The 25,034-nt window shown below is 64.0% G+C and carries 21 protein-coding genes and 1 riboswitch; of the genes, 12 read left to right on the top strand and 9 right to left on the bottom strand.

Annotation, left to right across the window (positions count from 1 at the left end; all coding sequences use genetic code 11):
- Nucleotides 1–9 precede the first annotated feature (9 nt).
- Nucleotides 10–975 (top strand): MBL fold metallo-hydrolase, encoded by a 966-nt coding sequence (locus tag AC0C6X_RS22860; protein WP_472955306.1) that lies wholly within the window; start codon nucleotides 10–12, stop codon nucleotides 973–975.
- 68 nt (nucleotides 976–1,043) lie between these two features.
- Here the strand turns inward: AC0C6X_RS22860 and AC0C6X_RS22855 are convergent, their stop codons facing one another.
- Complete coding sequence (locus AC0C6X_RS22855) at nucleotides 1,044–2,156, bottom strand: NADH:flavin oxidoreductase (protein WP_472955304.1); 1,113 nt, start codon at nucleotides 2,154–2,156, stop codon at nucleotides 1,044–1,046.
- A 1-nt stretch (nucleotide 2,157) separates the two neighbouring features.
- Nucleotides 2,158–2,550, bottom strand: a complete 393-nt coding sequence (locus AC0C6X_RS22850) for a RidA family protein (protein WP_173516896.1) — start codon at nucleotides 2,548–2,550, stop codon at nucleotides 2,158–2,160.
- A 142-nt stretch (nucleotides 2,551–2,692) separates the two neighbouring features.
- Here AC0C6X_RS22850 and AC0C6X_RS22845 point away from each other — a divergent pair, with 142 nt between their 5' ends.
- On the top strand, nucleotides 2,693–3,601 hold the full coding sequence (locus AC0C6X_RS22845) for a LysR substrate-binding domain-containing protein (RefSeq protein WP_173516895.1): 909 nt from the start codon (nucleotides 2,693–2,695) through the stop codon (nucleotides 3,599–3,601).
- Between the two features lie 115 nt (nucleotides 3,602–3,716).
- Here the strand turns inward: AC0C6X_RS22845 and AC0C6X_RS22840 are convergent, their stop codons facing one another.
- A complete protein-coding gene (locus tag AC0C6X_RS22840) occupies nucleotides 3,717–4,007 on the bottom strand; it encodes a putative periplasmic lipoprotein (RefSeq protein ID WP_173516894.1) in 291 nt (96 codons plus the stop codon).
- Between the two features lie 411 nt (nucleotides 4,008–4,418).
- Here AC0C6X_RS22840 and AC0C6X_RS22835 point away from each other — a divergent pair, with 411 nt between their 5' ends.
- Complete coding sequence (locus AC0C6X_RS22835; RefSeq protein ID WP_173516893.1) at nucleotides 4,419–6,194, top strand: SLC13 family permease; 1,776 nt, start codon at nucleotides 4,419–4,421, stop codon at nucleotides 6,192–6,194.
- Between the two features lie 53 nt (nucleotides 6,195–6,247).
- On the opposite strand, the gene AC0C6X_RS22830 is transcribed toward AC0C6X_RS22835, so the two are convergent.
- The 4 genes from AC0C6X_RS22830 to AC0C6X_RS22815 form a co-directional block, all read right to left on the bottom strand.
- Nucleotides 6,248–7,927: an aspartate:alanine exchanger family transporter gene (locus AC0C6X_RS22830; protein ID WP_472955300.1), complete on the bottom strand. Its 1,680-nt coding sequence runs from the start codon at nucleotides 7,925–7,927 to the stop codon at nucleotides 6,248–6,250.
- 258 nt (nucleotides 7,928–8,185) lie between these two features.
- Nucleotides 8,186–9,838 (bottom strand): bifunctional aspartate transaminase/aspartate 4-decarboxylase, encoded by a 1,653-nt coding sequence (locus tag AC0C6X_RS22825; protein WP_472955299.1) that lies wholly within the window; start codon nucleotides 9,836–9,838, stop codon nucleotides 8,186–8,188.
- Nucleotides 9,839–9,896: 58 nt separating this feature from the next.
- Nucleotides 9,897–11,585, bottom strand: coding sequence for an aspartate-alanine antiporter (gene aspT, locus AC0C6X_RS22820; RefSeq protein WP_472955297.1), 1,689 nt, complete (start codon nucleotides 11,583–11,585; stop codon nucleotides 9,897–9,899).
- A 493-nt stretch (nucleotides 11,586–12,078) separates the two neighbouring features.
- Complete coding sequence (locus tag AC0C6X_RS22815) at nucleotides 12,079–12,372, bottom strand: DUF1330 domain-containing protein (protein WP_472955295.1); 294 nt, start codon at nucleotides 12,370–12,372, stop codon at nucleotides 12,079–12,081.
- Nucleotides 12,373–12,602: 230 nt separating this feature from the next.
- Nucleotides 12,603–12,818, top strand: a riboswitch (cobalamin riboswitch).
- 105 nt (nucleotides 12,819–12,923) lie between these two features.
- On the opposite strand from AC0C6X_RS22815, the gene AC0C6X_RS22810 reads away from it, so the two are divergent.
- The 7 genes from AC0C6X_RS22810 to AC0C6X_RS22780 all read left to right on the top strand — a co-directional run bounded on the left by AC0C6X_RS22810 (nucleotide 12,924) and on the right by AC0C6X_RS22780 (nucleotide 20,343).
- Nucleotides 12,924–13,337 carry a DUF1636 family protein gene (locus tag AC0C6X_RS22810; RefSeq protein WP_173516889.1) on the top strand — a complete coding sequence of 138 codons (414 nt, stop codon included), beginning with the start codon at nucleotides 12,924–12,926 and terminating at the stop codon, nucleotides 13,335–13,337.
- Nucleotides 13,338–13,359: 22 nt separating this feature from the next.
- The gene (locus AC0C6X_RS22805; RefSeq protein WP_472955294.1) at nucleotides 13,360–14,163 is read left to right on the top strand and encodes an ABC transporter ATP-binding protein; all 804 of its coding nucleotides are present in this window, start codon (nucleotides 13,360–13,362) and stop codon (nucleotides 14,161–14,163) included.
- Nucleotides 14,160–15,113, top strand: coding sequence for an ABC transporter substrate-binding protein (locus AC0C6X_RS22800; RefSeq protein WP_173516887.1), 954 nt, complete (start codon nucleotides 14,160–14,162; stop codon nucleotides 15,111–15,113). The genes AC0C6X_RS22805 and AC0C6X_RS22800 overlap by 4 nt, the downstream gene beginning before the upstream one ends.
- A 3-nt stretch (nucleotides 15,114–15,116) precedes the next feature.
- On the top strand, nucleotides 15,117–16,184 hold the full coding sequence (locus tag AC0C6X_RS22795) for a FecCD family ABC transporter permease (protein ID WP_173516886.1): 1,068 nt from the start codon (nucleotides 15,117–15,119) through the stop codon (nucleotides 16,182–16,184).
- 109 nt (nucleotides 16,185–16,293) lie between these two features.
- A complete protein-coding gene (locus tag AC0C6X_RS22790) occupies nucleotides 16,294–16,854 on the top strand; it encodes a DUF924 family protein (RefSeq protein ID WP_173516885.1) in 561 nt (186 codons plus the stop codon).
- A 126-nt stretch (nucleotides 16,855–16,980) separates the two neighbouring features.
- A complete protein-coding gene (locus AC0C6X_RS22785) occupies nucleotides 16,981–19,791 on the top strand; it encodes a mechanosensitive ion channel domain-containing protein (RefSeq protein WP_472955291.1) in 2,811 nt (936 codons plus the stop codon).
- A gap of 273 nt (nucleotides 19,792–20,064) precedes the next feature.
- Complete coding sequence (locus AC0C6X_RS22780) at nucleotides 20,065–20,343, top strand: hypothetical protein (protein WP_247960157.1); 279 nt, start codon at nucleotides 20,065–20,067, stop codon at nucleotides 20,341–20,343.
- 110 nt (nucleotides 20,344–20,453) lie between these two features.
- Here AC0C6X_RS22780 and AC0C6X_RS22775 read toward each other — a convergent pair whose 3' ends face one another.
- Nucleotides 20,454–21,206, bottom strand: coding sequence for a hypothetical protein (locus AC0C6X_RS22775; RefSeq protein ID WP_472955288.1), 753 nt, complete (start codon nucleotides 21,204–21,206; stop codon nucleotides 20,454–20,456).
- Nucleotides 21,207–21,865: 659 nt separating this feature from the next.
- Here AC0C6X_RS22775 and AC0C6X_RS22770 point away from each other — a divergent pair.
- A complete protein-coding gene (locus AC0C6X_RS22770; protein ID WP_173516882.1) occupies nucleotides 21,866–22,366 on the top strand; it encodes a hypothetical protein in 501 nt (166 codons plus the stop codon).
- Nucleotides 22,367–22,656: 290 nt separating this feature from the next.
- Nucleotides 22,657–23,418, top strand: coding sequence for an MBL fold metallo-hydrolase (locus AC0C6X_RS22765; protein WP_472955285.1), 762 nt, complete (start codon nucleotides 22,657–22,659; stop codon nucleotides 23,416–23,418).
- Nucleotides 23,419–23,452: 34 nt separating this feature from the next.
- On the opposite strand, the gene AC0C6X_RS22760 is transcribed toward AC0C6X_RS22765, so the two are convergent.
- Nucleotides 23,453–24,862, bottom strand: a complete 1,410-nt coding sequence (locus AC0C6X_RS22760; protein WP_472955283.1) for a DUF5939 domain-containing protein — start codon at nucleotides 24,860–24,862, stop codon at nucleotides 23,453–23,455.
- Between the last annotated feature and the right edge of the window lie 172 nt (nucleotides 24,863–25,034).

Below are 25,034 nucleotides of genomic sequence, written 5' to 3'. Positions count from 1 at the left end.
ACCAGAGCCATGACCGCCTCCCGCACTTCTTCTGACGCTTTCCGCATCGACCGTCGCGAATTCCTGGCGGGCTCCAGCGCGCTTGCTGCTTCACTTCTGCTGCCGAAGGGCGGCTATGCCGCCAATGTCCATCGCTTCCAGCATGGCAATTTCGATATTTCCGTCGTCAGCGACGGCTTCCTGATGCTGCCTGTCGAAATCGTGTTGCCGGATGCCGAACCCGCGGAGCGGCCGGACATCATGCGCCGCCTCGGCGGCACGCCGGAACGCGCGCCTTTTCACACCAATATTTCGGTCATCCGCACCGGCAGCGATCTGATCGTCGTCGATGACGGCTCGGGCATCCATTTTCAGGAAAGCGCCGGCAAGCTGAGCGCCAATCTCGTTGCGGCCGGCATCGATCCGGACCAGGTGACGAAAGTGGTGCTGACCCATGCCCATCCCGATCATTCCGGCGGAACCGTCAAAACCGATGGCAAGCTCACCTTTGCGAACGCGCAATATTTTGTCTCGGAGAGGGAGTGGCAGTTCTGGACGGATCCGAATTTCGAGAAGGTGATACCGCAGGCGTTGCATGGTTTTGCCAAGGGGGCGCAGCGCGACCTATTTGCCGTTCAGGACCGGCTGACCCTCGTCGGGCCCGGCGACGAAATCGTCAGCGGCATGCAGGTGCTCGACACGCGGGGCCACACGCCCGGCCACATCTCGCTTCAGATTGCCGGTGGCGACGGCGCCGGACATGAGGGCCTGGTGATTACCGGCGACGCCGTGACCAGCAATGTGGTCTTCTTCGAGCATCCCGACTGGCATTTCGGCTTCGACACGGATGCGGAGCTGGCCTTGAAGAACCGAAAGGCGCTGATCGATCGGGCCGCATCGGAGAGGTTGGCGCTGCTCGGCTACCACTGGGCCTATCCGGGCATCGGGCGGGCCGAGCGAAACGGTGCCGCGTATCGCTTCGTGGCGGCGGCGTAGCCGCACTCTTCAGGGCAGCGACATCAGCGACGGGCGCGCCTCCACGAGACGCGCCCGTGGCTCCGTTGTCAGAGAGCGAGCTCGCTGTCCTTGATGTCGCTGATCGGCGCAAGGAACGGCAGTTCGAAAGGGCGCAACTCATGGCGCTCGGCGGTGAGCCGCGGCCAGTCGGGATTGACGAGCGCGCCGCGGCCGAGCGCGATCATGTCGGCCCCGGCTTCCATCACGGCTTCGGCGCGTGCGAGATCGTGCAGGCTGCCATTTGCGATGAGGAAGAGCCGCGGCGCATGGCGACGGGCAAGCGCGACGAGTGAAGCCTCTCCGCCCTCGAAGGCCGGCTGCCAGGCTTCGAACTCGGTCACGTGCACGAAATCGGCCGGGCTCTCGGCCAAAGCCCCGAAGACCCTCGCAGCGCCCTGTTCCCGCTCCGCCCACTTGTGCCGGAAGTCGTTGACCTTGCCCTGCGAGATGCGCAGGCCGAGCGGCACGGAAGGGCCGATCGCCGCGCGCACCGCCTTCAGGACCTCGAGTGACAGCCCGAAGCGCTCGACGATGTCGCCGCCCCAGCGATCGGTGCGCCGGTTTGAGAAGTCGGTGAAGAACTGGTCGAGCAGATAGCCGTTGGCGCCGTGGATCTCGATGCCGTCGAAGCCGGCGACCTCGATCGCCAGGCGAGCGGCATTGGCAAAGCCCTGGATCGCTTCGGCAATCTCGGCCTCGCTGATCTCGCGCGGCAAGGCATAGGGGCCGTCGCCGTGGTAGCCGGTCAACTGGGTGCCCTTCGGGCGGATCGCCGAGGGCGCCACCGTATCAGGGCGATGGGGATTGCCCTGTGCCAGGGCGCCGCCATGCATGAGCTGTGCGAAGATTCGCCCTCCTTCCGCATGGACCGCGTCGACGATCCGGCGCCAGGCCGCCGCCTGTTGCCTGTCGGTGAGGCCGGGCTGGTCCCTGTAGGTCTGGGAATAAGCCTTGTCGGTGTAGATGCCTTCGGTCGTGATCAGGCTGAAGCCGCCGCGGGCGAAGCGTTGGTAATAGCTGAGCATGCGTTCGCCCGGGACGCCTGCGGCCGAAGCGCTGATGCGGGTCATCGGCGCGACCGACAGGCGGTTGGTGAAGTCGAGCCCCTTGAGGGTGGTCCCGGTGAAAACGGGAGACGGGAGGATCTGTGGCGCGTTCATGTCAACGGTCCCCGTCGAGCGCGATCGCTTCGATCTCGATCAGCGCCTGCGGCGAATAGAGCGAGGAGACCTCAATGATGCTGTCGGCGGGGTAGGGCGCGGAAAACCACTTGCGGCGGAGTTCGATGATCTTTCCGAAATTCTCCATGGAGCGCAGGAAGATCGTGACCTTGACGATCCTGTCGAGCCCGGAGCCTGCCGCCTTCAGTGCGCGGTCGAGGTTGCGGAAGGCCTGATCGGCCTGGCGGTCGAAGTCGCCTTCGCCGACGAGCGCGCCGTCGTCACCGATCGCCGCCTGGCCTGAAACGAAGACGAAGCCGTTGGCCTTGATCGCCTGGGAGAGCAGGAAGGGCGCGTAGGGATCCGGCTTGGTGACGACCTGTTCGAGAGACATGACTTGTCCTTTCATGCTTGAGATTTTCTCAGCTTGGCGCTGTTGCCTTGGCTGTTGCAGGCAATATGCTGGGGCGAAGTCAGGCTGACAAAGGACGATTTCTCAGCCGATAGATGAGTTGAATTCATCCATGGGGGATGCGATGAGAAAGCTGCCGCCGCTTGGCGCCTTGCGGGTCTTCGAAGCGGCCGCCCGCCGGTTGAGCTTCAAGCTGGCCGCCGAGGAACTGAATGTTTCGGCAACTGCCGTCAGCCACCAGATCCGGCAGTTGGAGGAATTGCTGGAGGTCAAGCTCTTCGAGCGCGAGACGCGACAGGTGAAGCTGACGGCTGCCGGCAAGACGCTGTTTCCGGTGCTGCGCGACGGTCTCGATCGGTTCGAACAGGCAATTGCCGACATTCGCCGTCAACAGGCGGGCAAGGTGGCGCGTCTCACCTCCACCGTCGCCTTCGTCGCCAAGCGGTTGGCGCCGCTTGCCGGCTCCTTCCGCGAAGCCTATCCGGACTGGACGCTGAGGCTTGACGCCTCCCACCGTACGGTCGATCTGGAGGCGGATGCCGATGCGGCGATCCGCTTGGGCGGCGGCGACTATCCGGGCCTCGTCATCGAGCCGTTGTTTGCCGATCGTTTCGCCCCGGTCTGTACGCCACGGCTGGCACCGGCGCGTGCTGCCGATCTCGGACAGATGACGCTCATCCATTACGACTGGGGAACGTTGCGCCGCCACGATGCCCGTGCGCCGGTGTGGCGGCACTGGCTGGAGCAGGCCGGCATCGCAAATGTCGATGCGAGCGCGGGGCTTTCCTTTACCGATGAAATCCATGCCGTTCAGGCTGCGGTGGCGGGGCAGGGCATTGCCCTTCTCAGTCTCACGCTCGTGGCGGAAGAGCTTGCCTCGGGCATCCTCGTCCAGCCGTTCGAACTGACGCTCGAGAGCGACCGCTACGACCTCGTCTATAGCCCACGGATGGCCGACCGCCCGGCCACCCGTCTGCTGCGAACCTGGGTGCTGGCCCAATTCGGCGGGGGAGACTGTCGCTCCCTGCCGTAACCGCTGATCTTGTTAAAGCGCGTCGCGATCTTTCAGATTCGCTCCTTCGCTTTAAGTCTTTGATATTTTCCATGTCGTTATCGCAAAACCGCTGCACACTTTTGCGCGACATGGTTTAGTCGTCGAAGAGAAAGTCCGGCTGCCAGCGCCGACTGGTGAGGCGCAGGGACCGGTCGGGTTCGATGATGTAGGTTTCATAGACCTTCCGGCCATAGGAATCGATGAACTGGTGCGGCACGATGCTGCCGACCGGCGCCTTCTTCAGCTTGGTGCGCGGCTGGCCGCCATAGGTGATGCTACCGGGGATCGGCTCGAGATTCGCCGAATAGCCGTAGTAGCTGGAGCCGCCCGCGGTGCAGCCGCTGAGAAGCAGAACGACGGAGAAGGCGGCAAGGGCGTGTTTCATGGCGGCGATCCTCGAATTGCGGGGGCGCTTGTTGCGGAAGGCGCAGGCGGGTTCCTTGCCTTCAGGACGAATTGCGGAACGCGCTGCAACGCTTTGATCTATTGTACAATTTCCTGATGCAATTCCAAGAGCGGGCAATCATGTCGGCCCATGTGTTTCGGCAGCACCCACCTTGGGCGGGGCGACGGACGAGACAGCGCCGTGGCCGCTCCAAGCCTCCGGGGTGGTGTGGGTGCGTCGCAGCCGCAACGGGAGAATTTCGCCTTCGTACCCAGATTTGTCGCTGAGCCGAATTCCGGTCCGGGGAAAGATGCGTTACTTCTCTCGTGAACGTTTCGGCGGATCGTGCGTTTCGGCTTCGGGCCTTGCTCATTTTTCCGTCCGTCCCTTCCTGTGTAGACCGGGTATTGCATGACCGCCGAACAGTCTCTCGCGTTTATCGTCATCGGCGCCATGATGGCCTTCTTCATCTGGGGCCGGTTTCGATATGACGTGATCGCCTGTTCGGCGCTGATGCTGGCGGTGGCGGTCGGCATCGTGCCATTCGATCATGCCTTCGACGGTTTCAGCGACGATATCGTCATCATCGTCGGCAGCGCGCTGATCGTCAGTGCCGGGGTTGCGCGCTCGGGCGTGGTGGATGCGACGATCCAGCGGTTCCTGCCCAATATTACATCCGTGCGGGCGCAGCTCGCGCTGCTGGTCATCACCGTCACCGTGCTTTCCGCCTTCATCAAGAACATCGGGGCGCTCGCGATCATGCTGCCGGTCGCCTTCCAGTTTGCCCGGCGGTCGAACGTCCAGCCCTCCACCTTCCTGATGCCGATGGCCTTCGGGTCCTTGATCGGCGGGTTGATGACCCAGGTCGGCACCTCGCCGAACATCGTCGTTTCGCGCGTTCGCCAGGAACTGACCGGCGAGAGCTTCACCATGTTCGATTTCACGCCCGTTGGCGCGACCTTGGCGCTGGTCGGCTGCATTTTCCTGCTCTTTGCCTATAGGCTGGTGCCGCAGCGAACCAGCCAGCAGGTCTCCGTGCACCAGGCGATCGAGATCACCGACTATACGTCCGAGGCCGTGGTCGCTCCCGGCTCGCCGGCGATCGGCAAGCCGCTCAGCAACCTGGTCAAGCTCGGCGACGGCGGTGCCGTCGTCGTCGCCATCTTCCGTCGCGGCCTGCATCTGGCGCCGCTGCCCGACATCAAGCTCGAAGCCGAGGACATTCTGCTGTTCGAGGGTGGCCCTGCGGCGCTGGATCGCATCGTTTCCCAAGCCAAGCTGAAGATTGCGGGCGACCGTTCGCCCAATGGTCGCGAAAAGTCCGGGTCCGAGATCGAGGCAATCGAGGCGGTCGTCGGCAGCGGCTCGCCGCTCGAGGGCATGTCGGCCCAACGGCTGGCACTCTTCAACACGCACAACATCAACCTGCTCGCCGTCAGCCGCCAGGGCGAAAGGCTGAAGCAGCGGCTCGGCAGCATTCGCCTGAGGGCGGGCGACGTCGTGGTGCTGCAGGGCGCGCGGCACGAATTGACATTCTTCCTGCAGGATTTCGGCTGTCTGCCGCTCGCCCAGCGCGAGATCCTGCTCGGCACCAGGCGCAGGGCGCCGCTGCCGATCCTCGTTCTTGCCGCCGCCATGGGCTCGACCGCGGTCGGTGTCGTGCCGGTTCCGATCGCCTTCTTTGCGGCTGCTCTTGCCATGGTGGTGCTGCGCATCATTCCCTTGCGCGACTTCTACCGCTCGGTCGACGGGCCGATCCTCGTGATGCTGGCGGCGCTGATCCCGGTCAGCGATTCCCTGCGAACGACAGGGGGGACGGAGATCATCGCCCAATGGCTCGGCACCGTCGCCGCCGGCCTGCCGCCTGCGGGCGCGCTGACCCTGATCCTGCTTGCGGCGATGGCCGTAACGCCGTTTCTCAACAATGCCGCCACGGTTCTCGTCATGGCGCCGATCGCGGCCAGCTTTGCCGGGGCGCTCGGCTACAAGCCGGAAGCCTTCCTGATGGCGACCGCCATCGGCGCCGGCTGCGATTTCCTTACCCCGATCGGCCACCAGTGCAATACGCTCGTCATGGGCCCGGGCGGCTACCGGTTCAGCGACTATCCGCGCCTCGGCTTGCCGCTTTCCGTCGTGATCGTCATCGTCAGCGTGCCGACGCTGATGATGGTGTGGCCGCTGCGGTAGTTTCCTGACCTAACGGCAGCCCGCCGCCACGCATACCTTCGGGGCCGTTCGCCCTACCCGAGAACCGTGACGAGGACCGCTCCCCAGAGCGCCAAGAGCACGTTGCCGATGGCATAGCCGAGGCCGTAGCCGAGGGTCGGCACCTGGCTTCCGGCACTTTCCTGCACGGCGGCGAGCGCCGGCGCCGACGTTCCGGCGCCGCAGCAGGTGCCGGCGAGCACGCCTTCGTTCATGTGGAACACCCAGCGGCCGAGCGCCAAGGCCGCGAGATGCGAGATCAGGCAGATCAGAAAGCTGGCGATGACGAGCGCCGGGCCGGACTGGACGAGGCCCGTGACAAAGCTCGGGCCGGCCGAGATGCCGACGCAGGCAATGAAGGCGCAGAGCCCGACGCTGTCGAAGAACCAGAGGGTCGCCTCCGGCACGAAGCCGAAGGTGCGCCGGACCGAGCGCAGCCAGCCGGCGACGAGGCCGGCGATCAGTACGCCGACCGCAACGCCGAGGCCGATTTCCAGCGCTCCGAGTTTCAGCGCAGGTATGCCGATGAGGCCGCCGAGGAAGATGAAGACGCCGACATAGACCATGTCGGTCGCCGTCGTCTTGCGATCGGCATAGCCGAGCAGGGCGGCCACATCCTCGACATGCCGCTTGGCGCCGGCGATCGACAGCACGTCGCCGCGGCGGACCGTCAGCCCGGGGAAGATCGGGATCGGCTGGCCGGCGCGCAGGATGCCGCGCAGGAAGACCGAGCGCGCCTCCGGCTGCTGCCTGAGTTGCCACAGGCGCTTGCCGGCGACATCCCTGTTCGTCAACACCACGTCGAGCATTTCGACCGGAATGTCGAGAAGCTCGCGATCGTCGACCTCGGTGCCGATCCGGCTTGCATAGTCGACCAGGAAACCGCGAAGACCCGCGACCGCGATGATGTCCCCGGCCTGCAGCCGTTCTTTCGGGGTGGGGGAGATGATCTCGTTGCCCCTGCGGATCTGCTCGATATAGGCCTTCTGATGCTCGGGGACCTTCGCTTCTGCCTCTGCGACGGTGAGGCCCACCAATGTGTCGGCGATCTCGAAGGCGCGGGCTTCGATTTCGCGGCGGGCGGTGTCGCCGCGGTTATGGGGAGCGATGTTGAGCTCGGCTTCGAGCTCGGCGCAAGCTTCCTTCAGGCTGCGGCCGAACAGGCGCGGTGCGAGCTGCGACTGGACGAGGATGGCGGTGACGACGCCGACGAGGTAGGCGACCGCAAAGCCGGTGGCCACGGCCGATTCGAACTGGCTGGCGGCTTCGGGTATTGGTGCCGTCTTGCGGAAGGTATCGATGGCGACGCCGACGGTCGCCGATTCCGTCGCCCCGCCGGCCAGCACGCCGGCGGCCGTGCCGAGATCGAAAGCGAAGAAGATCGAGAGAAGGATCGCGGATGCGAGGGCCGCGACGCAGAGCGTCACCGTGACGGCGATCTGGGGCAGGGCATCGGCATTGAGGCTCTGGAAGAATTGCGGGCCGGTGCGGTAGCCGATGGCGAAGAGGAACAGCAGGAAGAAGGCCTGCTTCACGTCGTTGGAAAGCTCGGCGCCCGTCTGGCCGATGAGCACGCCGGCGAGCAGGCAGCCGGTGACGGCGCCGATGGTCACGCCGAAGATGGTGATCTTGCCGATCGCGTAGCCGATGCCGAGCGCCAGGAACAGCGCAAGCTCGGGATGCGCCCGCAGGATGCTGAATAGGTGCTCGATCACGCGGCGTCTCCTCCCGGTTCCAGGCCGAAGGGTCGTCTTCAGCCTGATGATGCGCTGCCTTCCTGCCGGCAGGATCCCGCCGGGAAATCTGGGTGACTGAACTACGGGGCGTCTGCTTGCGCCCGACTGCATGTTTCCTTCTGCAGGACGAAACAAGCAGCGTTCAAAGTGCTGCAGCGATCTCTGCGCGTCTCATGAGGCGCGGCGGCGCTGCGGGAGGAAGCGGCCGGCCACGGACTGGTCGGCCGCCTCGATCGCTTAGCTGATCTTCAGGCCCTTGGCCGCCTGGTAGGTCTGGACGTAACCGCGGGCGACCGAGCGCACGGCGCGGCCGATCTGCGAATAGGCGTCGTCATTGAGGTTGGCGAAGGAAACGCGCGCCGACCAGCTCGGCGCATCGAAGCCGGAGCCGTTCAGGAGGACGATGCCGTGGTCCTCGGCCAGCCGGAAGGGAATGTCGAGCGGGTGAATGTTGTCCTTCACCCAGGTGACGACATCCTGGCCGACATATTTGCGCAGCCAGAACTCGAAATCGATGATGCCGTAATAGTGGTCGAAATAGATGCCCGGATTGGACTCGACCCCCATGCCCTCGATCAGGTTCCAGAAGCGCTTGACGCAGATGGCGATGCAGGCCTTCTGATAGGCCTTCTCGACGTCCATCAGCTCGACCAGGCTGAAGAGCGTCATCATCACCTGCTGGGGAAGCGAAAGGCCGGCGGTGTGGTTCAGCGCCACGTCGCGACTGTCGGCGACGATGCGGTCGATGAACTTCACCTCGCGCGGCTTCGGCGTCATCGCCTTGTAGCGTTTTTCGAGAAGCTCCTGGACCGGCTCGGGATGCGCCTTGATCTTCTCGTCGAAGATGTTGTCCTCAGCAACGGCGATCACGCCCAGGCGCCAGCCGGTGCAGCCGAAATATTTCGAGTAGGAATAGACGCCGATGGTGTTGCGCGGCAGATGGCCGAGCAGGGACTGGAAGCCGGGCACGAAGGTGCCGTAGACGTCGTCGGTAAGGATGATCAGATCGGGGCGCTCGTTGTTGACGAGATCGACGAGGCGCTTGATCGAATCCGGATCGAGGGCGACGGCCGACGGGTTGCCGGGGTTGACCAGGAACAGCGCCTTCACCTCGGGGTTTTCCAGCGCCTTGATGTCCTCGTCGGTGAACTGGAAGCGATCTTCCTGCTCGGCGCTGACATTGATGGTCTTCAGCGTGTAATCCTCGAGCTGCGGCATTTCGAGATAGGGCGTGAAGATCGGCGTGCCGAGCGCGATCGTGTCACCGGCGTTCAGGATGCGGGCGTTCTTCAGCGCCTTGAAGATGTAGCACATGGCGGCGGTGCCGCCTTCGACCGGGTAGAGGTCGAACTTCACGTCCGGCCGGTGGCCGGCGCACATCGCCCACATCAGATATTCGTGGGTGATGATCTCGTTGTGATGCAGCGCGCGGTCCGGAACCGGATAGTTGTCGCCGATGATCGAGTCGGTCAGCTCGTGCACGAAGGCATCCGGGTCGAAACCGAAGGTGGTGATGGCGTAGTCGACCGCGCTTTGCAGGGTCTTTGCCGGCGGAACGCCTTCATCCTCTTCGTCAACAGCGGCCGCTACTTGAAGCTGTTTCTTCACCCATTTCTGGAAGCGCTGATGCGCGCCGTCCTGCGGCGGCATGCCGGCGACGCCGGCCTTCGGGTCGTAATAGGCGCGCTTGGCTTCCGTCAGCGCGAACTGACCGAGCAGGAAGAAGGCTTCGCGGGCGCGCGTCGCCGTCCAGTTGGGGTTGCCGCGGCCGGCATTGAGGAAGGCCTTGGCGGATTTCTGCGAGCTCGACTTGGCGAGCTTGATCAGCTCGTCCTTGATTTCGAACGGGCTGAGATCGGAAATGCTGTCGTAGAAGTTTCTGTCCAACATGATCCACACTCCCTGTGATCTATGAATTATGAACGATGGTCTCGGTTGCCGGCCCGCCTCAGGCGAGCATGATGACGATGACGAGGCCGAAGATGGTCAGCAGCGTGTTGCCGATGGCGTAGGGCATGCCGTAGCCGAGTGCCGGCACCTTGCTCTTGGCCGCTTCCTGGATCATGCCGAGCGCCGCCGTCGTCGTCCGGACGCCGGCGCAGGCGCCAAACAGGATCGCCGGGTGGAAGCGGAAGACGTAGTGGCCGATGAGCACGGAGGCGATCAGCGGGATGGAGGTCGCGACCACGCCCCAGATGAAGAGGGAAATGCCGACTTCCTGCAGGCCAGCGACGAAGCCGGGGCCGGCGCCGATGCCGACGACGGCGATGAAGATGTTGAGGCCGAGCGTGTTCAGGAGCCACAGCGCCGGCGAGGGGATCCGGCCGAAGGCGGGGTAGGTCGTACGCAGCCAGCCGAGCACGAGGCCGGCCAGCAGGGCGCCGCCGGATGTCGAAAGCCCGATCGGGATGCCGCCGATCGTCAGTGTCAGCGCACCGACCATCGCGCCGATGAAGAGGCCCCAGCCGAGGAAGGCGATGTCGGTGGTTTCGACCGGACGGTCGGCAAAGCCGAGCGCCTTGATCGCCGCTTCGACATGGCGCTTGGCGCCGCCGATGGTGACGATGTCGCCCCGTTCGACGGTCGTGCCCGGCAGGACCGGGATCTCGACCAGCGAGCGCACGATCTTGCGGGCATAGACGCCGCGCGCCCAGTCCTCGGTGCTGACGTCGGCAAGCGTCCTGCCGGCGAGCGCCTTGTTGGTCACGTAGACGTCGACCACTTCCGCCTCGGCATTGAGGAGTTCCTTGTCCTCGACTTCCGTCAGCCTGGAATCCAGGTTCTCGACGAGCAGGGCTCTGCGGCCGGAGAAGGCGACGACGTCGCCCGGCTGCAGCACCGTGTTACCGTCCGCCTCGATGATCTCGTTGCCGCGGCGCAGGCGCTCGACATAGACGCGGATGCCGGGAAGCAGGTTCTTGACCGGCGTTCCGGTGAGGCCGCTCGCCTGATCGATGCGATAGGCCCGGAGCCCGAAATCGTGATAGGCGCGGGTGATGCCCGGCTCGCTGCTCTCGGAGCCGCCGCCGAGCTTTGCCTCATATTCCCTGCAAGCGGACGGAAGGTCGATGCCGAGAAGCCTGGGCCCGAGCTGGGCGAGGATGATCGCGGAACCGATCGTGCCCCAGATATAGGTCACCGCATAGGCGATCGGGATCTGGTCGGCAAAGGTCTTGGCCTGCTCCGGCGTCAGCCCGAGCGAATTGATCTGGTCGGTCGCAACGCCGATCGCGGCCGAGATCGTCTGCGACCCGGCATACATGCCGGCGCCGTAGCCGAGCGGAAGGCCGGCGATCAGCGCGCAGAGATAGGGAACGATGAGGCACAGCACCAGGACTGAAAGGGCAAAGGCAATCTGCTTCGGCCCGTCGGTGCTGAGGCCCCGCACGAATTGCGGGCCGACACCGTAACCGACGGCGAACAGGAAGATCAGGAACAAGGTGGACTTCAGGTCACCGGACACCTGGATGCCGAGCTGCCCGATGAGAACGCCTGCGAGAAGCGTGGCGGTGACGTTTCCGAGATTGAAGCCCGCGACCTTGACGGGGCCGATCAGGAAACCGATGCCGAGGGCGAGGAAGACGGCGACGGGAGGATAGGTCCGAAGCGTCTCGACGAAGAAATCGATTGGATTCACTGCTATACCCTTCAGAAAGTTGAATTGCCGTCACTTCATTTCAGGGGATTTACGCGGCTAAGTTGATTTTGTCGGTGGCTGGTCGATGCCCAATCCCAGCTTCGCCAATTGTCTCTTCGGCCGTTGGTTTTCTCAACGGTCATGGGGTTACGTAAGCGTAACGTACGTTAAACTTCCCGGATTTTGGGCACAGGGCGGGCATGGAACAGGCGCCGGCATCGGCTTGCAAGCATCGGGCCGGGCGGTTTGCCGATCAGCGTGGGAAGGCCGCTTCGGGAGCGCGGCCGCGCTTCAGTTCCGATCCGTGGGCGCGGTAGCGTCGCGGCAAATTTCGCCGGCTATGCAACTCTTGTGTTGTATTCTTTCACGTTCGCTCATAACGGAAAACACATGGCGACGGATCCGGAGCACATGTCCGGCGGCGGCATCCGCGCGCCGCGAAGCTCGACGTGACGGTGAAGGCTGGTATTTGCGGCCAGTCTTGCGCTCCGCTTCAGATGGCGACACCTTCGAGTGCGATGATCCGTGTCCTGGCACAGCGCTCACGGATCTTCTTCAGGCGCTGATAGTCCGGCGGTTGATACCACTCGAGCAGGGAATGCATATCCGGGAACTGGACGATGACGAGTCGGTGCGGGTCCCAGTCGCCTTCGAGCACCCGGGTCGCGCCGCCACGGGCGAGATAGCGGCCGCCGTAGCGCGCCTCCGTCGCCGGCACTTCCTGTATATATTGTTCAAACGCCGCGGCATTCGTGATTTCGACATCCGCGATCAAATAGGCAGCCATGGTGGTATCTCCTTTCCACGCAGGCACCATCGAAGGATACGCCGTTCGGCCGATCCGGGCGAGTTCGCTGTCGATTCCATTCTGTCGAAGGGGGAACCGGCGCTCCTGGCTCTGAGCGAATTTTTTGTTGAAATGTGTAATGTTATTTCGTAACAAGCGTCATGACGAAACGCCGCATGTCGATAGATCTGGAGCCCATGCCCCTGGCAGTTGTTTCAGCCGCCGATTCGTGCGAGGAAGACGTTGATGGTGCTGCATCCGCGGAAATGCGGAAGCGGCTGAAAAGGGAACACGGAACGGACGACCCTGACGGGACCGAAACCGTGGCTGCCCCCGCAACTGTGAGCGGAAAGCGCATTCACACCATGTCACTGGCGACAAGCCGGGAAGACGTGGATGCGCCGCGACCCGCGAGCCAGGAGACCTGCCATCGAACCGATCAACCACAACGGACGGGGTGTTCCGATGGAAAAGAACTGGCTTCCAAGCGACGGTCATCCGTCGTCCTGCCGTTTCGCCATCTCTTGCCGTCAGTCCCACGGAGAGAGAACATGGCCGAGACGAATTCCCGACAGCACAAGATAACGGTCTCTACCGACTGCCGCTTTACCGGTGGCCCGTGCATGCCCGGCGCCGAGCTCATAAAGCGTCTCAACCGCAGCATCGCCGCGCTCGGCGAGCCGCTCGATCGCGATTTCTCGATCGCCGGCACGGTCTGCATGGCGGCCTGCACGCGACCCTGCACCATCGCCTTCCAGGCGACGGGCAAGGCGACACACCTCTTTGGCGGCATTTCGCCCGAGGAGGATATCGACGACCTCGTCCGCTTTGCCGCCACCCATTCCGATCGCGGCGACGGCATGGTGCATGCCGCCACCCATGGCGAGTGCGGCGACGGCAAGACGCTTGCCCGCATCCCGGCGGCGATGCTCGTCTCCGAAGACGTTGCGGGCCACTTCCAATGACGGTGCGGGGAGGGATGAGACCATGACCTGCACCGCAACAGGAGCAACGCTTCGCGTCGAAGGGCTTTGCTGGGGGCCGCGCCCGGGGCTGAAGCTGGTCGACAGCATGGACTTCGCGGTCGAGGCCGGCAGCCGGCTTGCGATCCTCGGGCCGAACGGGGCGGGCAAGACCTCGCTCTTGCGCTGCCTTTACCGGGCGGTGCAGCCGAATGCGGGCCGCATCGAGGTCGACGGCGTCGATCTCTGGTCGATCTCGGCGCGTGAAGCGGCAAAGACGATCGCCGTCGTGCTGCAGGAAATGCCCGGCGATTTTCCCTTCAGTGTGCGCGACGTGGTGATGATGGGGCGTATCCCGCGGCGGGAAGGGCTGAACGGCTGGACGGACAAGGACCGCGAGCGCGTGCAGCACGCGCTCTCCCATCTCGATCTCGCCCATCTTGCCGGCCGCCAGTTCTCGACGCTCTCGGGCGGTGAAAAGCAGCGGGTGCTGATCGCCCGGGCGCTTGCCCAGGAGCCGCGCATCATCATCCTGGACGAGCCGACCAATCACCTCGACATCCGCCACCAGCTTGAAATCCTCGAGCTGCTGCAGACGCTGAAGCTGACGATCGTGTCGACGCTGCACGACATCAATCTCGCGGCCGACTTCGCAACCGACGTGGCGATCGTGACGGCGGGGCGCCTGACCGCCTTTGGAACACCCGAGGACGTGCTGAGCCCGCGGGCGCTTTCCTCCGCCTTCGGCGTCACCGCCACCGCCCACGGCGCCGCCGCCGGCAGCGCGCGTTTTTCCTTTTCACTTCCTCGACAGGGATCGATTTCATGAAGATCAACATTGCCTCCTCTGCCCTCCTGTTTCTCATCGCCACGGCTGCGCCCGCGCTCGCCTATCCGGTCACGGTCAAGAGCTGCAACCGCGAGGTGACCTTCGATGCCGCGCCGAAACGGGCGATCGCCAATGACGTCAATCTGGTCGAGATGATGCTGGCGCTGAAACTGCAGGACCGCATGGTCGGCTACACCGGCGTTTCCGGCTGGAAGACGCTGGATGAAAAGCTGCGTGAGGGCGTGAAGGAACTGCCGGAGCTCTCGGAGAAATATCCGACCAAGGAGGTGCTCCTCAATGCCGACGCCGATTTCTTCTTCGCCGGCTGGAACTACGGCATGAAGGTCGGCGGCGAGGTGACGCCCGAGACGTTGGCGCCCTTCAAGATCGGCGTCTACGAACTCACCGAGTCCTGCATCCATGTCATGGCCAGGGAAAAGCCCTCGATGGACGACATGTTCGTCGATATCCTCAATCTCGGCCGCATCTTCGGCGTCGAGGATCGCGCCGAAGCGCTGGTTGCGGGTTATCGCAGCCAGCTCGCGGAGATCACCAAGGCCAATGCCGGCCGCGGCAAGCCGACCCGTGTCTTCGTCTATGATTCCGGCGAGGAAAAGCCGTTCACCTCGGGCCGCTTCGGCATTCCGACGGCGATGATCGAGGCCGCCGGCGGCGCCAACATCATGGACGATGTCGACAAGAGCTGGGTGGAAGTCTCCTGGGAGCCGGTGATCGACCGCAATCCGGAGGTCGTGGTCATCGTCAACTACGGCGAGGTGAAGGCCGAGGACAAGATCGCCTTCATGAAGAACAATCCGGCCTTTGACAATATCGATGCGGTCCGGAACGACCGCTTCGTGGTGCTCGATTATGTCGAGGCGACGCCGGGGCCGCGCAACGTCGACGCCATCGCCCGGCTCGCCAAGGCCTTTCACGGCGAGGGCCTGTAACCGATGCTGGCCGAGGATACGTCGCCTGCTCCCGCCGCCGTTTCGCGGGTCGCTCCCGTTCGGGCGATCCGCGGCGGGGTCGGGCTGTTCGCGGCGCTGCTGCTGCTGGTCCTCACCGTGACCGCGGGCGTGTCGCTCGGCTCGGCGCCGATCCCTGTCACCACCGTCTGGTCGATCGTCGCAAGCAAGCTCGCGCCCGGCAGCATCGAGGCCTTCTGGTCGGCAGGCCGCGAAAGCATCGTCTGGGACGTGCGCCTGCCGCGGGTCATGCTGGCGGGGCTGGTCGGCGCCGGCCTGGCGCTGACCGGCGCCGTGCTGCAATCGGTCACGCGCAATCCGCTCGCCGATCCGCATCTGCTCGGCGTCTCCTCGGGCGGCGCGCTCGGCGCGATCGTGGCGCTGCTCCACACCGGAATGATCCTCGGTCTTCTCACCGTGCCGCTCTTCGCCTTTGGCGGCGCGCTTCTGGCAACCGTGCTGGTCGCCTTCGTTTCCCGCGCGCTCGGCGCCAGTGCCGATCGCCTGGTGCTCGCCGGGGTCGCCGTCGCCTTCGTGCTGACGTCGATCGGCAACCTCATGATCTTCCTCGGCGACCCGCGGGCGACCCACACCGTGATCTTCTGGATGCTCGGCGGCCTTGGTCTGGCGCAATGGCCGCACCTCATCTATCCGGCACTGGTGCTCGTCGTCTCGCTTGGCTGGCTGGTCGTCCGGTCGCGCGAGATCAACGCGCTTGCCATGGGCGACGAGACGGCGACGACGCTCGGCATTCCCGTGCGCCGCTTCCGCCTGACGCTCTTCGTCGTCACCGCGCTCCTGACCGGGGTGATGGTGGCCTTTTCCGGCGCAATCGGCTTCGTCGGGCTGATGGTGCCGCATTTCGTGCGGCTCCTTGCCGGCAGCGACAATGTCCGGGTCATCCCGCTCTCGGCCTTCTTCGGCGCCTTGACGCTGATCATGGCCGACCTCGCGGCCCGCGTCATCATGGCGCCGGAGGACATGCCGATCGGCGTCGTCACCGGCATTGTCGGCGGCATCGCCTTTGTTGCCATCCTCACGCGGCGCGCGTAAGGCGTGCATCGACATCGGACGTGGGTGCATGGACATGGGCCGGTTCGCGCCTATGTCTTAGCACATGCATGGCTGGCAGGAGCGGCAGCAGCGCGGCACGAGGGAGCAAATGACGAAGGAAGTTGAAATCTGCACGCCGGACGACGTTTTGAACTTCTGGTTCGGCGAGCTCACCTATGACGACTGGTTCACGGTGAGCGGGGAGCTGGACGAGGCCTGCACTCGCCGGTTCCAGGCGTCGCATCTGGCGCTCGCCCGCGGGGTCGGCGAGATCTGGCGGGCGACACCGGAGAACCGGCTGGCGGCGATCATCCTGCTCGACCAGATGCCGCGCAACATGTATCGCGGCACGCCGCTGGCCTTTGCGACCGATTGCCTGGCGCTGCACGAGGCGAAGCTCGCCGTGGGCATCGGCGCCGACATGGCGATCAAGCGGGAGGCGCGGGCCTTCGTCTATCTGCCGTTCGAGCATTCGGAAAATCTGACCGACCAGACCATGTCGGTGAAGCTTTTCACCGAACTCGGCGACCCGGACTATCTCGATTATGCCATCCGGCACCGCGAGGTGATCGAACAATTCGGCCGCTTCCCGCACCGCAACGCCTTCCTGGCCCGTGTCTCGACGGACGCCGAGCTTGCCTATCTGGCACAGCCCGGCGCCGGTTTCTGACGAAAAATCCGGCGTTGGTGCGTAATTGGCGGCGGCTTTTGCATCTTTCCGCCGTCTTTCGTATTCACATCGCATTGTGATGACCACCGACGCGATTCCGCATCACGGTCTCAACCTGCAAGGATCATGAAATTGCGTTCTGTCGGAAAATTGCCTGCCATTCTCCTCTGCCTGCTGGCGCTTGCCGCCACCGGTCCGGTCATGGCGCAAAAGCCGACGCAGCCGGCACAGGCGACGGCTCAGAACGCAGCACAGCCGGCGCAGAAGACGGCACCCGCTCAGTCGGGCCAGACGGCAACGCAACCGGCCGGCAAGACGGCGCCCGCGCAGGAAGGTGCGCAACCCGCTGACGATGGCGCGACACCGGGCACTGCCACCGAGCCCGCCACGGCCGCCCAGCCGGCGCAGACGGCAACGCCGCCGGCCGAGCAGACGGTACCGGCCGATGCCACGCCACCGGCTCAAACCCAGGCGATCGAGCAGCTCGCCAAGGCCGGCGAGGAGCTCAAGCGGCTGACCGACCTCGTCGACAAGGCGAAAGACGACGATACCGCGCTTGCCGAGCTGAAGGTCCAGGTCGATGCGCTCTCGAAACAGATCATCGGCGTATCGGTCTCGACCCGTCCGCGCCTCGAGGAGATCAAGGCGCGGCTCACCGAACTCGGCGACCCGCCGGGCGAGGGACAGCCGCCGGAGGCGGACATCGTGTCCGCCGAGCGCAAGCGGCTCGTTGCCGAGCGCGGCGCCATCAACGCGCTGACCGGCGAGGCCGAGGGCCTCTCGGTACAGTCGACCAAGCTTTCCAACGCGATTACGGCGACGCGCCGCGCGCTGTTTTCGAACACGCTGCTGAAGAACACCGAAGTCTCCGGCGCGATGTTCAACGACGCCCTGTCGGCGACGGCCGACGAGACCCGCGTGCTGACCCGCAGCGTCACGAGCTGGCTGAGCTTTGCCTGGAACTACAAGCGCGTGCAGCTTCTCTCGGCGCTGTTCCTGTCGCTGCTGGCGGCGCTGGTTTTCCTCGCCGGCAGCCGCAGGCTCTTCCGCCCCTGGATCCAGCACGATATCACCGACGAGGAGCCGAGCTATTTCCGGCGACTGTCGGTGGCCTTCTGGTCGACCATGATACCGACGCTGGCTTCCGCCGCCTTCGCCGTGTCGAGCTTCTTCTTCCTGCACTCGTTCAACGTGCTGCGCTCCGACATCGCGCCGATCGTCGCCATCACGCTCGGCGTCAGCGTGGTGGTGTTCTTCATCACCCGCCTTGCCCAGGCGGTGCTTTCGCCGCGCGATGCGCGCTGGCGGCTGGTCCGGGTTTCCGACCGCGGCGCCCGGATGTTGATGGTCGCGATCTTCGCCATGGCGCTGGTCAACGGCCTCGACTACCTCTTCGGCGGCGTCAGCGAAGCGCTCGGTTCGCCGGTCGTCTTGACCGTGGTCAAGAGCTTCGTCGCCTCCATCGTCATCGGCCTGATCATCATCGCTTCGGCCTGGATTCGGCCGACGCTTCGCAAGGACGACGACTTCGACGCGCATGGCCGGTCCTGGCCGCGCTTGGTTTCGATCGGGCTTGTGCTGATCGGTCTCTCGCTGATCGTCGCTGCGGCCTCCGGCTATGTCGGCCTCGCGCGCTTCATCGCCACGCAGATCATCATCACCGGCGCGATCCTGGTGACGATGTATATCGGCATCCTCACCGGCCGGGCCGTGGCGAAGCAGGGCGCATTCGGCGAGACGGCTGCGGGACGCTATCTCGAGCGGCGCTACAATCTCGAGCAGGTGGCGCTCGATCAGATCGGCCTTGTCGCGGGCTTGAGCATCTATGCGCTCGTCGTCCTGTTCTTCATTCCGCTGATCCTCCTGCAATGGGGCTTCCAGATCGCCGATATCGAGGCCTGGGCCTATCGCGCGGTCACCGACATCAAGATCGGCTCGATCACCATTTCGCTGGTCGGCATCCTCGCGGGCGTCCTGTTCTTCGCGCTCGGCTATGCCGTTACCCGCTTCGTGCAGCGCTGGATCGACGGCAACATCATGGCGCGCAGCCGCGTCGATGCGGGCGTGCGCAACTCCATCCGCACCGGCATCGGCTATACCGGCGTCGGCCTTGCCGGCCTGATCGGCCTGTCGGCGGCGGGCATCGATCTCTCCAACCTCGCGCTCGTCGCCGGTGCCCTCTCGCTCGGCGTCGGTTTCGGCCTGCAGAACATCGTCTCGAACTTCGTCTCGGGCCTGATCCTCTTGGTCGAGCGGCCGTTCAAGGTGGGCGACTGGATCGTCAGCGGCACGACGGAAGGTTTCGTCAAGCGCATCTCCGTGCGCGCCACCGAGATCGAGACGTTTCAGCACCAATCGATCATGATGCCGAACTCGCTGCTGATCAACGCGTCGGTCGGCAACTGGACCCACCGGAACAAGCTCGGCCGCTCCGAAATCGCTGTTACCGTGAGCTATGCCAGCGATCCGCGCCGGATCATGGAGCTGCTTTCCGAGATCGCCGCCGCCCATCCGATGGTGCTGAAGAACCCGTCGCCGAGCGTCGGCTTCACCGCCTTCGGCGACGAGCGCATGACCTTCGAGCTCAGGATCTACGTCGCCGACGTGTTGACCGGCGGCGGCGTGCGCAACGACCTGCGCATCTCGATCTACGAGCGCTTCCGCGACGAAGGCATCGGCGAGCCGTTCCCCGTGAAGATCGAGGACGTGCCGGTCGAGGACCAGACCGGCATCGAAAGCGACGAGCCGGAGAAGGTGGGCGAGCCGAAGGGTGCCACGTCGGCCGAGGCAAGAGCGTCGGCCGAGGCAAGGGCGCCGGCCAGGACGACCGCTTCCGGCAGGAAGACCGCTTCCGCAGCGCCGCTCGACGAGGAAGAGGAGGTGGAAGAAGCGCGCAAGCGCCGAACCGCCAGCCGCCGCGCGAATCCAAACCGCTGATAAACGGCCCATTCAGCGCCTATTCAGCCGGCCTGCCATAAAAAGCAGGCAATTCTTCTGGTGAGCGCCTGCAGCGCCGCGCGTCTGACCGGACGCGTAAAAGGTCGCTGTAGCACTTTGATTTGCTGCATAATTCCAATTCTTAAATCGATTTCGATTTAAGAAATTATGCAGTAGGCTGGCACCGGCTGAAGAGGGTGGCCGGCGCAGCGTCGCGAAACCGACGGGGCGGCCGGCTCGGCGAGAGGGCGGCGCGTCGGGCGCCGATGGGCGATGAAGAAATTTGTGATTGCCTTGCTTTCCGGCATGCTCGTGGCCGGCGCGCTGGCTGCTGAGGCGGCATCGGCCGCGACCGTCACGAACAAGGATGGCGAGACCGCCGTCCTGGTCGTCGTCGAGGGCGAAAGCCGCATGGAAGTGGCGATCGCATCCGGAGCGACGGAAATGATCTGCCCGAGCGGCTGTTTCGTGACGGCGCCGAGCGGCGACCGCATCGGCCTGCAGGGCGACGAGAATGTCGAGATCGTCAACGGCAACGTCGTCGTGAAGTAATCCTCCATTCTACGGCAACGGCGCAAGGACCTCGCGCCGTTGCCGGGCAGATTCCAAGCTTCGAGCGTGCGGCTCTGTGGTACGAACTGTCGGCGTTCAGCCGCAGCGCGTCACCGCTGCAGCCCCAAGATTTTTCGAACTCGGGTCACGAAGCCCGATGCGCCGGTCGGTCTACCCGTTTGATCACGGCTCCTCAGAGCGAGGTGAACGGAGGCGGCCGCGAAGACAGCCAGTGGGACGCTTGGATAGAACGTCAGCAGGCGAAGCAATGTGTCGACGGTTCGCAGCAGCTTTAAAAGGCCGATCCCTCCAATTCCAAAAAACAGCGGCCAGAAATGAAACATAAAGCCGATGAGCCCGATCGCCGTGAGAAGGATCAATAACGAAACCCAAAAGCTGTAGGCGGCGGCATAAGGCACGGTCATCGGCCCAGCAGACTCGTGCACGAAGCCGAGCGCAACGAGAGCGATGACGGCTGCCAAAAGCGAAACGGGTGGCGATTCCATGTATAGGCCAGTAGCAAAGGAGACACCCCAGTGACTGCCGAACACCATGCCAAAGGGAAGGTCGGCCAGAACCAGCAGTGCGATGCAGACTCCAACCTTGCGGGGCATCCCGACTGACCTCGCCCGCGCCGTCGCAATTGCTGCGATCGCGGCCGCAAAGATTAAGTAGGCGACTGGTTTCAGGTAGATGGCGAGGACGATCGCGAGAGCAGGGCCGGCAGGCGTGCCCGCAGCGCCTGAGACATTAACGAGCCCGTGGACCAGATAGGGGAAGGCTAAAAAGAAACCAATGAATAATCCAAGGCACAGCCCCCATGCTCGTACATAGCGCTGGCCGCTTGCAGTGTTTCCCATCAAAATTATTACTCCCCTTGTTTGCTCTGCGCCGGCAGAATTGGCAGAGGAATGTAAAGATGCGGCTCAAACTATGGTTGCAATTTTATCCAACTTAATTTCGTCACTACAGAAGCTCCTTGCCAGGTGCTCTTGCCGTTGTACGCTGTAGTTCAGGGCTTGCTTTCGCCGTGCCAATCGCAATGATCGTCACGGCTGCGTGTCTCCTAAATCGATCCGATTTAGGGACGAAGACATGCAGCAAATCAAAGTGCTACAGCGCCCTTTGCGCGTCTCATAAGACGCGCGGCGCTGTAGGGCCTCGCGCCGTTGCCGGGCAGCGTCCGGGCTTCGAGCGCGCGGCCTAATTCCATGATGATTGCATCCGCAGCTACGGAACCAGTCGCTGCAATGGCGGTTTGAAGATGGTCGATGATCCATTACCGGGGTCGTGGGCACGGGCCCCGAGTCTTCCTGTGAGCTGGGCCCAATTTGAGAAGCACACTCTTTCCCTAGGCCCCACGTGACGGCGGGGCCATTTCTTTGCGGCTCTCCTTCAAAACTCCTCGCGGTTGGTTGCCTTATCGTCGGATCGGCTCATACTGTAATTACCTCCGGGCGGTGATACGGGCCCCGGTGGCTGGAAGACTGATCGCTTTCGCCCCAATCCAGGAGGTCGCGCGATGTTTTCCACGGCCAATCCAAAGGCGCTTCTCCCTCACGAAATGAACCAGATCGAGCAGATCTTCACCGACATTCTGCGCGCGCGCGGTCTACCACGCGATTGCGAGACAGCACGCTCGATCGCAAGACAGCTGATCAGTGGCTACCAGAGGGGCATCCGCGACAGCGTCGCCCTGAAATACATGATCGGTTTCGACAAGAGCTCGGTGTCAGGCACAGACGCCGATATACCCGACCAGGGCGGCCAAGAGGTTTCAGCGCAGGAGATTGCCAGTGGAATGAACTCTCCGATCGGCCCCGACGACCTCGATATGCTTCAGCGCGTTATCGACCGTGTGTGCACATGTTGCAGCATTCCGCGTCGTGGAAAGCGGGCCGATCGCCTGGCTCGGCATCTGACGGATCAATTCCGCAGAGGAATGTCCGATGAGGGCGCGCTGTTCGAGGCCGCCATGCGGCTGGAGTTGCACGCTTTGGATCAACACCGCTCGGACGCCTGAATGCGGAGCGCCCATTCGGGGCGGTTCGTGCCTGATTTACACACTCTGAAGCGGCGGGACTCGCTTGCGCGACATTGGCGACCGTGGGGGGAGCCTCTACTGGAGGCAGAGGCTCCTGGGGCTGTGCGCGACTACAATGGATGAGGCATCTGCAGTCGCTCTTCGCATGCTACACTCGAGCGATTGGAGCACAACTCATCCATTTTGGGTAAGGATCGGCCCCATCGGATCGGGGCCGATGCGGGACCGTCACCCAGGCTGGGTACGAGGTCGAGGAAGGAAGGACCGCCATGAAACTCCAGCTTATCCGCAACGCGACGCTCAAGCTCGACTATGGCGGCCACACCGTGCTCGTCGATCCGTTCCTTGGACCGAAGCACAGCCTGCCGTCCTTTGCCGGGCGCTCCCCCAATCCGACGGTCGAGCTTCCGATCGATATCGACACCATCCTCGCCGGAGTGGAACTCGTCATCATCTCGCATCTGCATGAGGATCACTTGGACGATACCGCCAAGGAGCGGGTACCGAAGAGCGTGCCGATCTTCTGCCAGCCGGGCGACGAGGAGACGATACGCGCAGCCGGCTTTAGCGACGTCACGCCGCTCTCCGGCAAAGCCAGTTGGCAGGGCCTGACGCTGACCCGACGCGATGGCAGCCATGGGCTTGGTCCTGTCGTCCAGGACATGGGGCCCGTCATCGGTTTCAGCCTCGAGGCAAAGGGCGAACCGACGCTCTACTGGGCGGGCGATACGGTCTTCTATCCGCCCGTCGAGACGACGATCCGCGAAACCAGGCCGGACATCATCGTCACCCATTCCTGCGCCGCGCGCTGGAACGGCGATCTCATCGTCATGGATGCCGAGCAGACGATCAAGGTCTGCGAGATGGCCAAGATCGGCATCGTCATCGCCGCGCACATGGAGGCGCTCGATCACGCGACGCTCAGCCGCAGCGAGCTCAGGGCAGCCGCCGATGCCCATGGCATACCCTTGACGAAACTGGTGATCCCTGATGACGGCGAGGTGCTGACGCTGATCCCGCCGGTGGTGTGAAGCGCGGCGCGATCTTTCAGTTCGTGCGTAGGCTTCACGGAATCGAAAATATGCTGATCTCGTTGGTGATGCCGCGCAGCGCTACATTGTGCGCCTGCGGATTGAGGCCGCGGTCACTGAGGAGGTTGGAGGCGCGCGGGTCGTCGAGCACGGAACTGGTGGCGAAGATCTCGCGCGAGGTGGCAAGGTGCTGGACGCGCGAGGCGATGTTGACCGTCTGGCCGAAATAGTCCTGGCGCTCGTTGAGGCTGACGGCGATGCACGGTCCCTCGTGAATGCCGATCTTCAAGAGCAGATCCTCGGAGCCGCGATCCTCGTTCAACTTGCGCATCGCCTCGCGCATGCGCATGGCCGCCGCAACTGCCCGGTCCGGCGTCGGGAAGGTCGCCATGACCGCATCGCCGATCGTCTTGACCACGGCGCCGGCTTCGGCGGCAACGATCTCGTTGACGACGCTGAAATGGGTCTTCACCAGATCGAAGGCCGCGAGATCGCCGACCCGTTCGTAGAGTTCGGTGGAGCCGCGCAGATCGGAAAAGAGAAAGGTGAGGCTGGTGATCTTCAGCCTTTGATCAACATCGATCGTGTCGGTGCGGTAGATATCGCGGAAGGTCTGGTTGGAAAGCAGCCGTTTGGCCGTCAGGAACGGGCGGCGGCGGCCGAGAATGTCGTGCAGCGCGTCATTGGCGATGCAGACCGAGGGCAGGGTGCGGACATCCGTATGGTTTTCCACCTGGATGCGCAGCGGTCCCGGCTGCATGGTCAGCGCCTCGTCGTGGCGATGGCCGCGATCGAAGACGAGCGACAGGGTGCGCCGCTCCTTGGTCGGCTCGCCCTTGACGTCGATGAACTGTGCGGCATGCGTTACCGGTTCGAAGACGATGATGAACTCCGCCGGCAGTTGCAGCGAGATGACGGCCTTTTCGCCGGGCGGCAGTTCCAGCGCCTCCAGCACGAAATCATCGATCCTGGCCTCGTAGTCCTCTTCCGGCAGCTCGATACCGGAGCCCCAGTAGATTTGGCGGAAATACTCGAAGGGCGACAGCTCGTGCGGGCTGTGGGCTTCGATGTGGCGCACCCGCGGGTTCACGGTGAAGGTGACCTCGACCATTTCGTCGAGCGTCGGCTCATAGCCGGCGGCGCAGAGCGAGCAGGTATAGGTGTCGCTCTGCACCGTCTTCAGCGAGGTGTTGGCGTCGAGCACGCCGCCACAACCGGGGCAGAGCACGTTCCAGGAGAGTTCGAAGAGCCCGAGGCGGGACGCGTGCAGGAAAGCCGCGATCGTCTTTTCCTCGTTCAGCCCGTGCTCTGCGGCAAACGCCAGCGCATTGACGCGGCAAAGCTTGCGGTCCGGCGCTTCCCGGACAAAGCGCTCCAACACGTCGGCGATCTCAGGCTGCACGGTTTGGCGCAGCATGTCGAAGAGAGGCTGAGCTTCACTCATGGTGCCATCTTATACTGAAAAGAGACGGCGCGGCAGCCGGTTTGTCGCGGTAGGGGCGAGTGCCGGAGATGGCGCGCAGTCCGCCGACTGCATGTCTCCTCAAATCGACCCCGACTTGAGGGGACATGCAGCAAATCAAAGTGCTGCAGCGACCCTTGCGCGTCGAGGTCGC

It is taken from the genome of Ensifer sp. VA4, assembly GCF_055710065.1.
The sequence above is the reverse complement of the archived record's forward strand: the minus strand, read 5'-3'. Positions and strand labels throughout refer to the sequence as shown.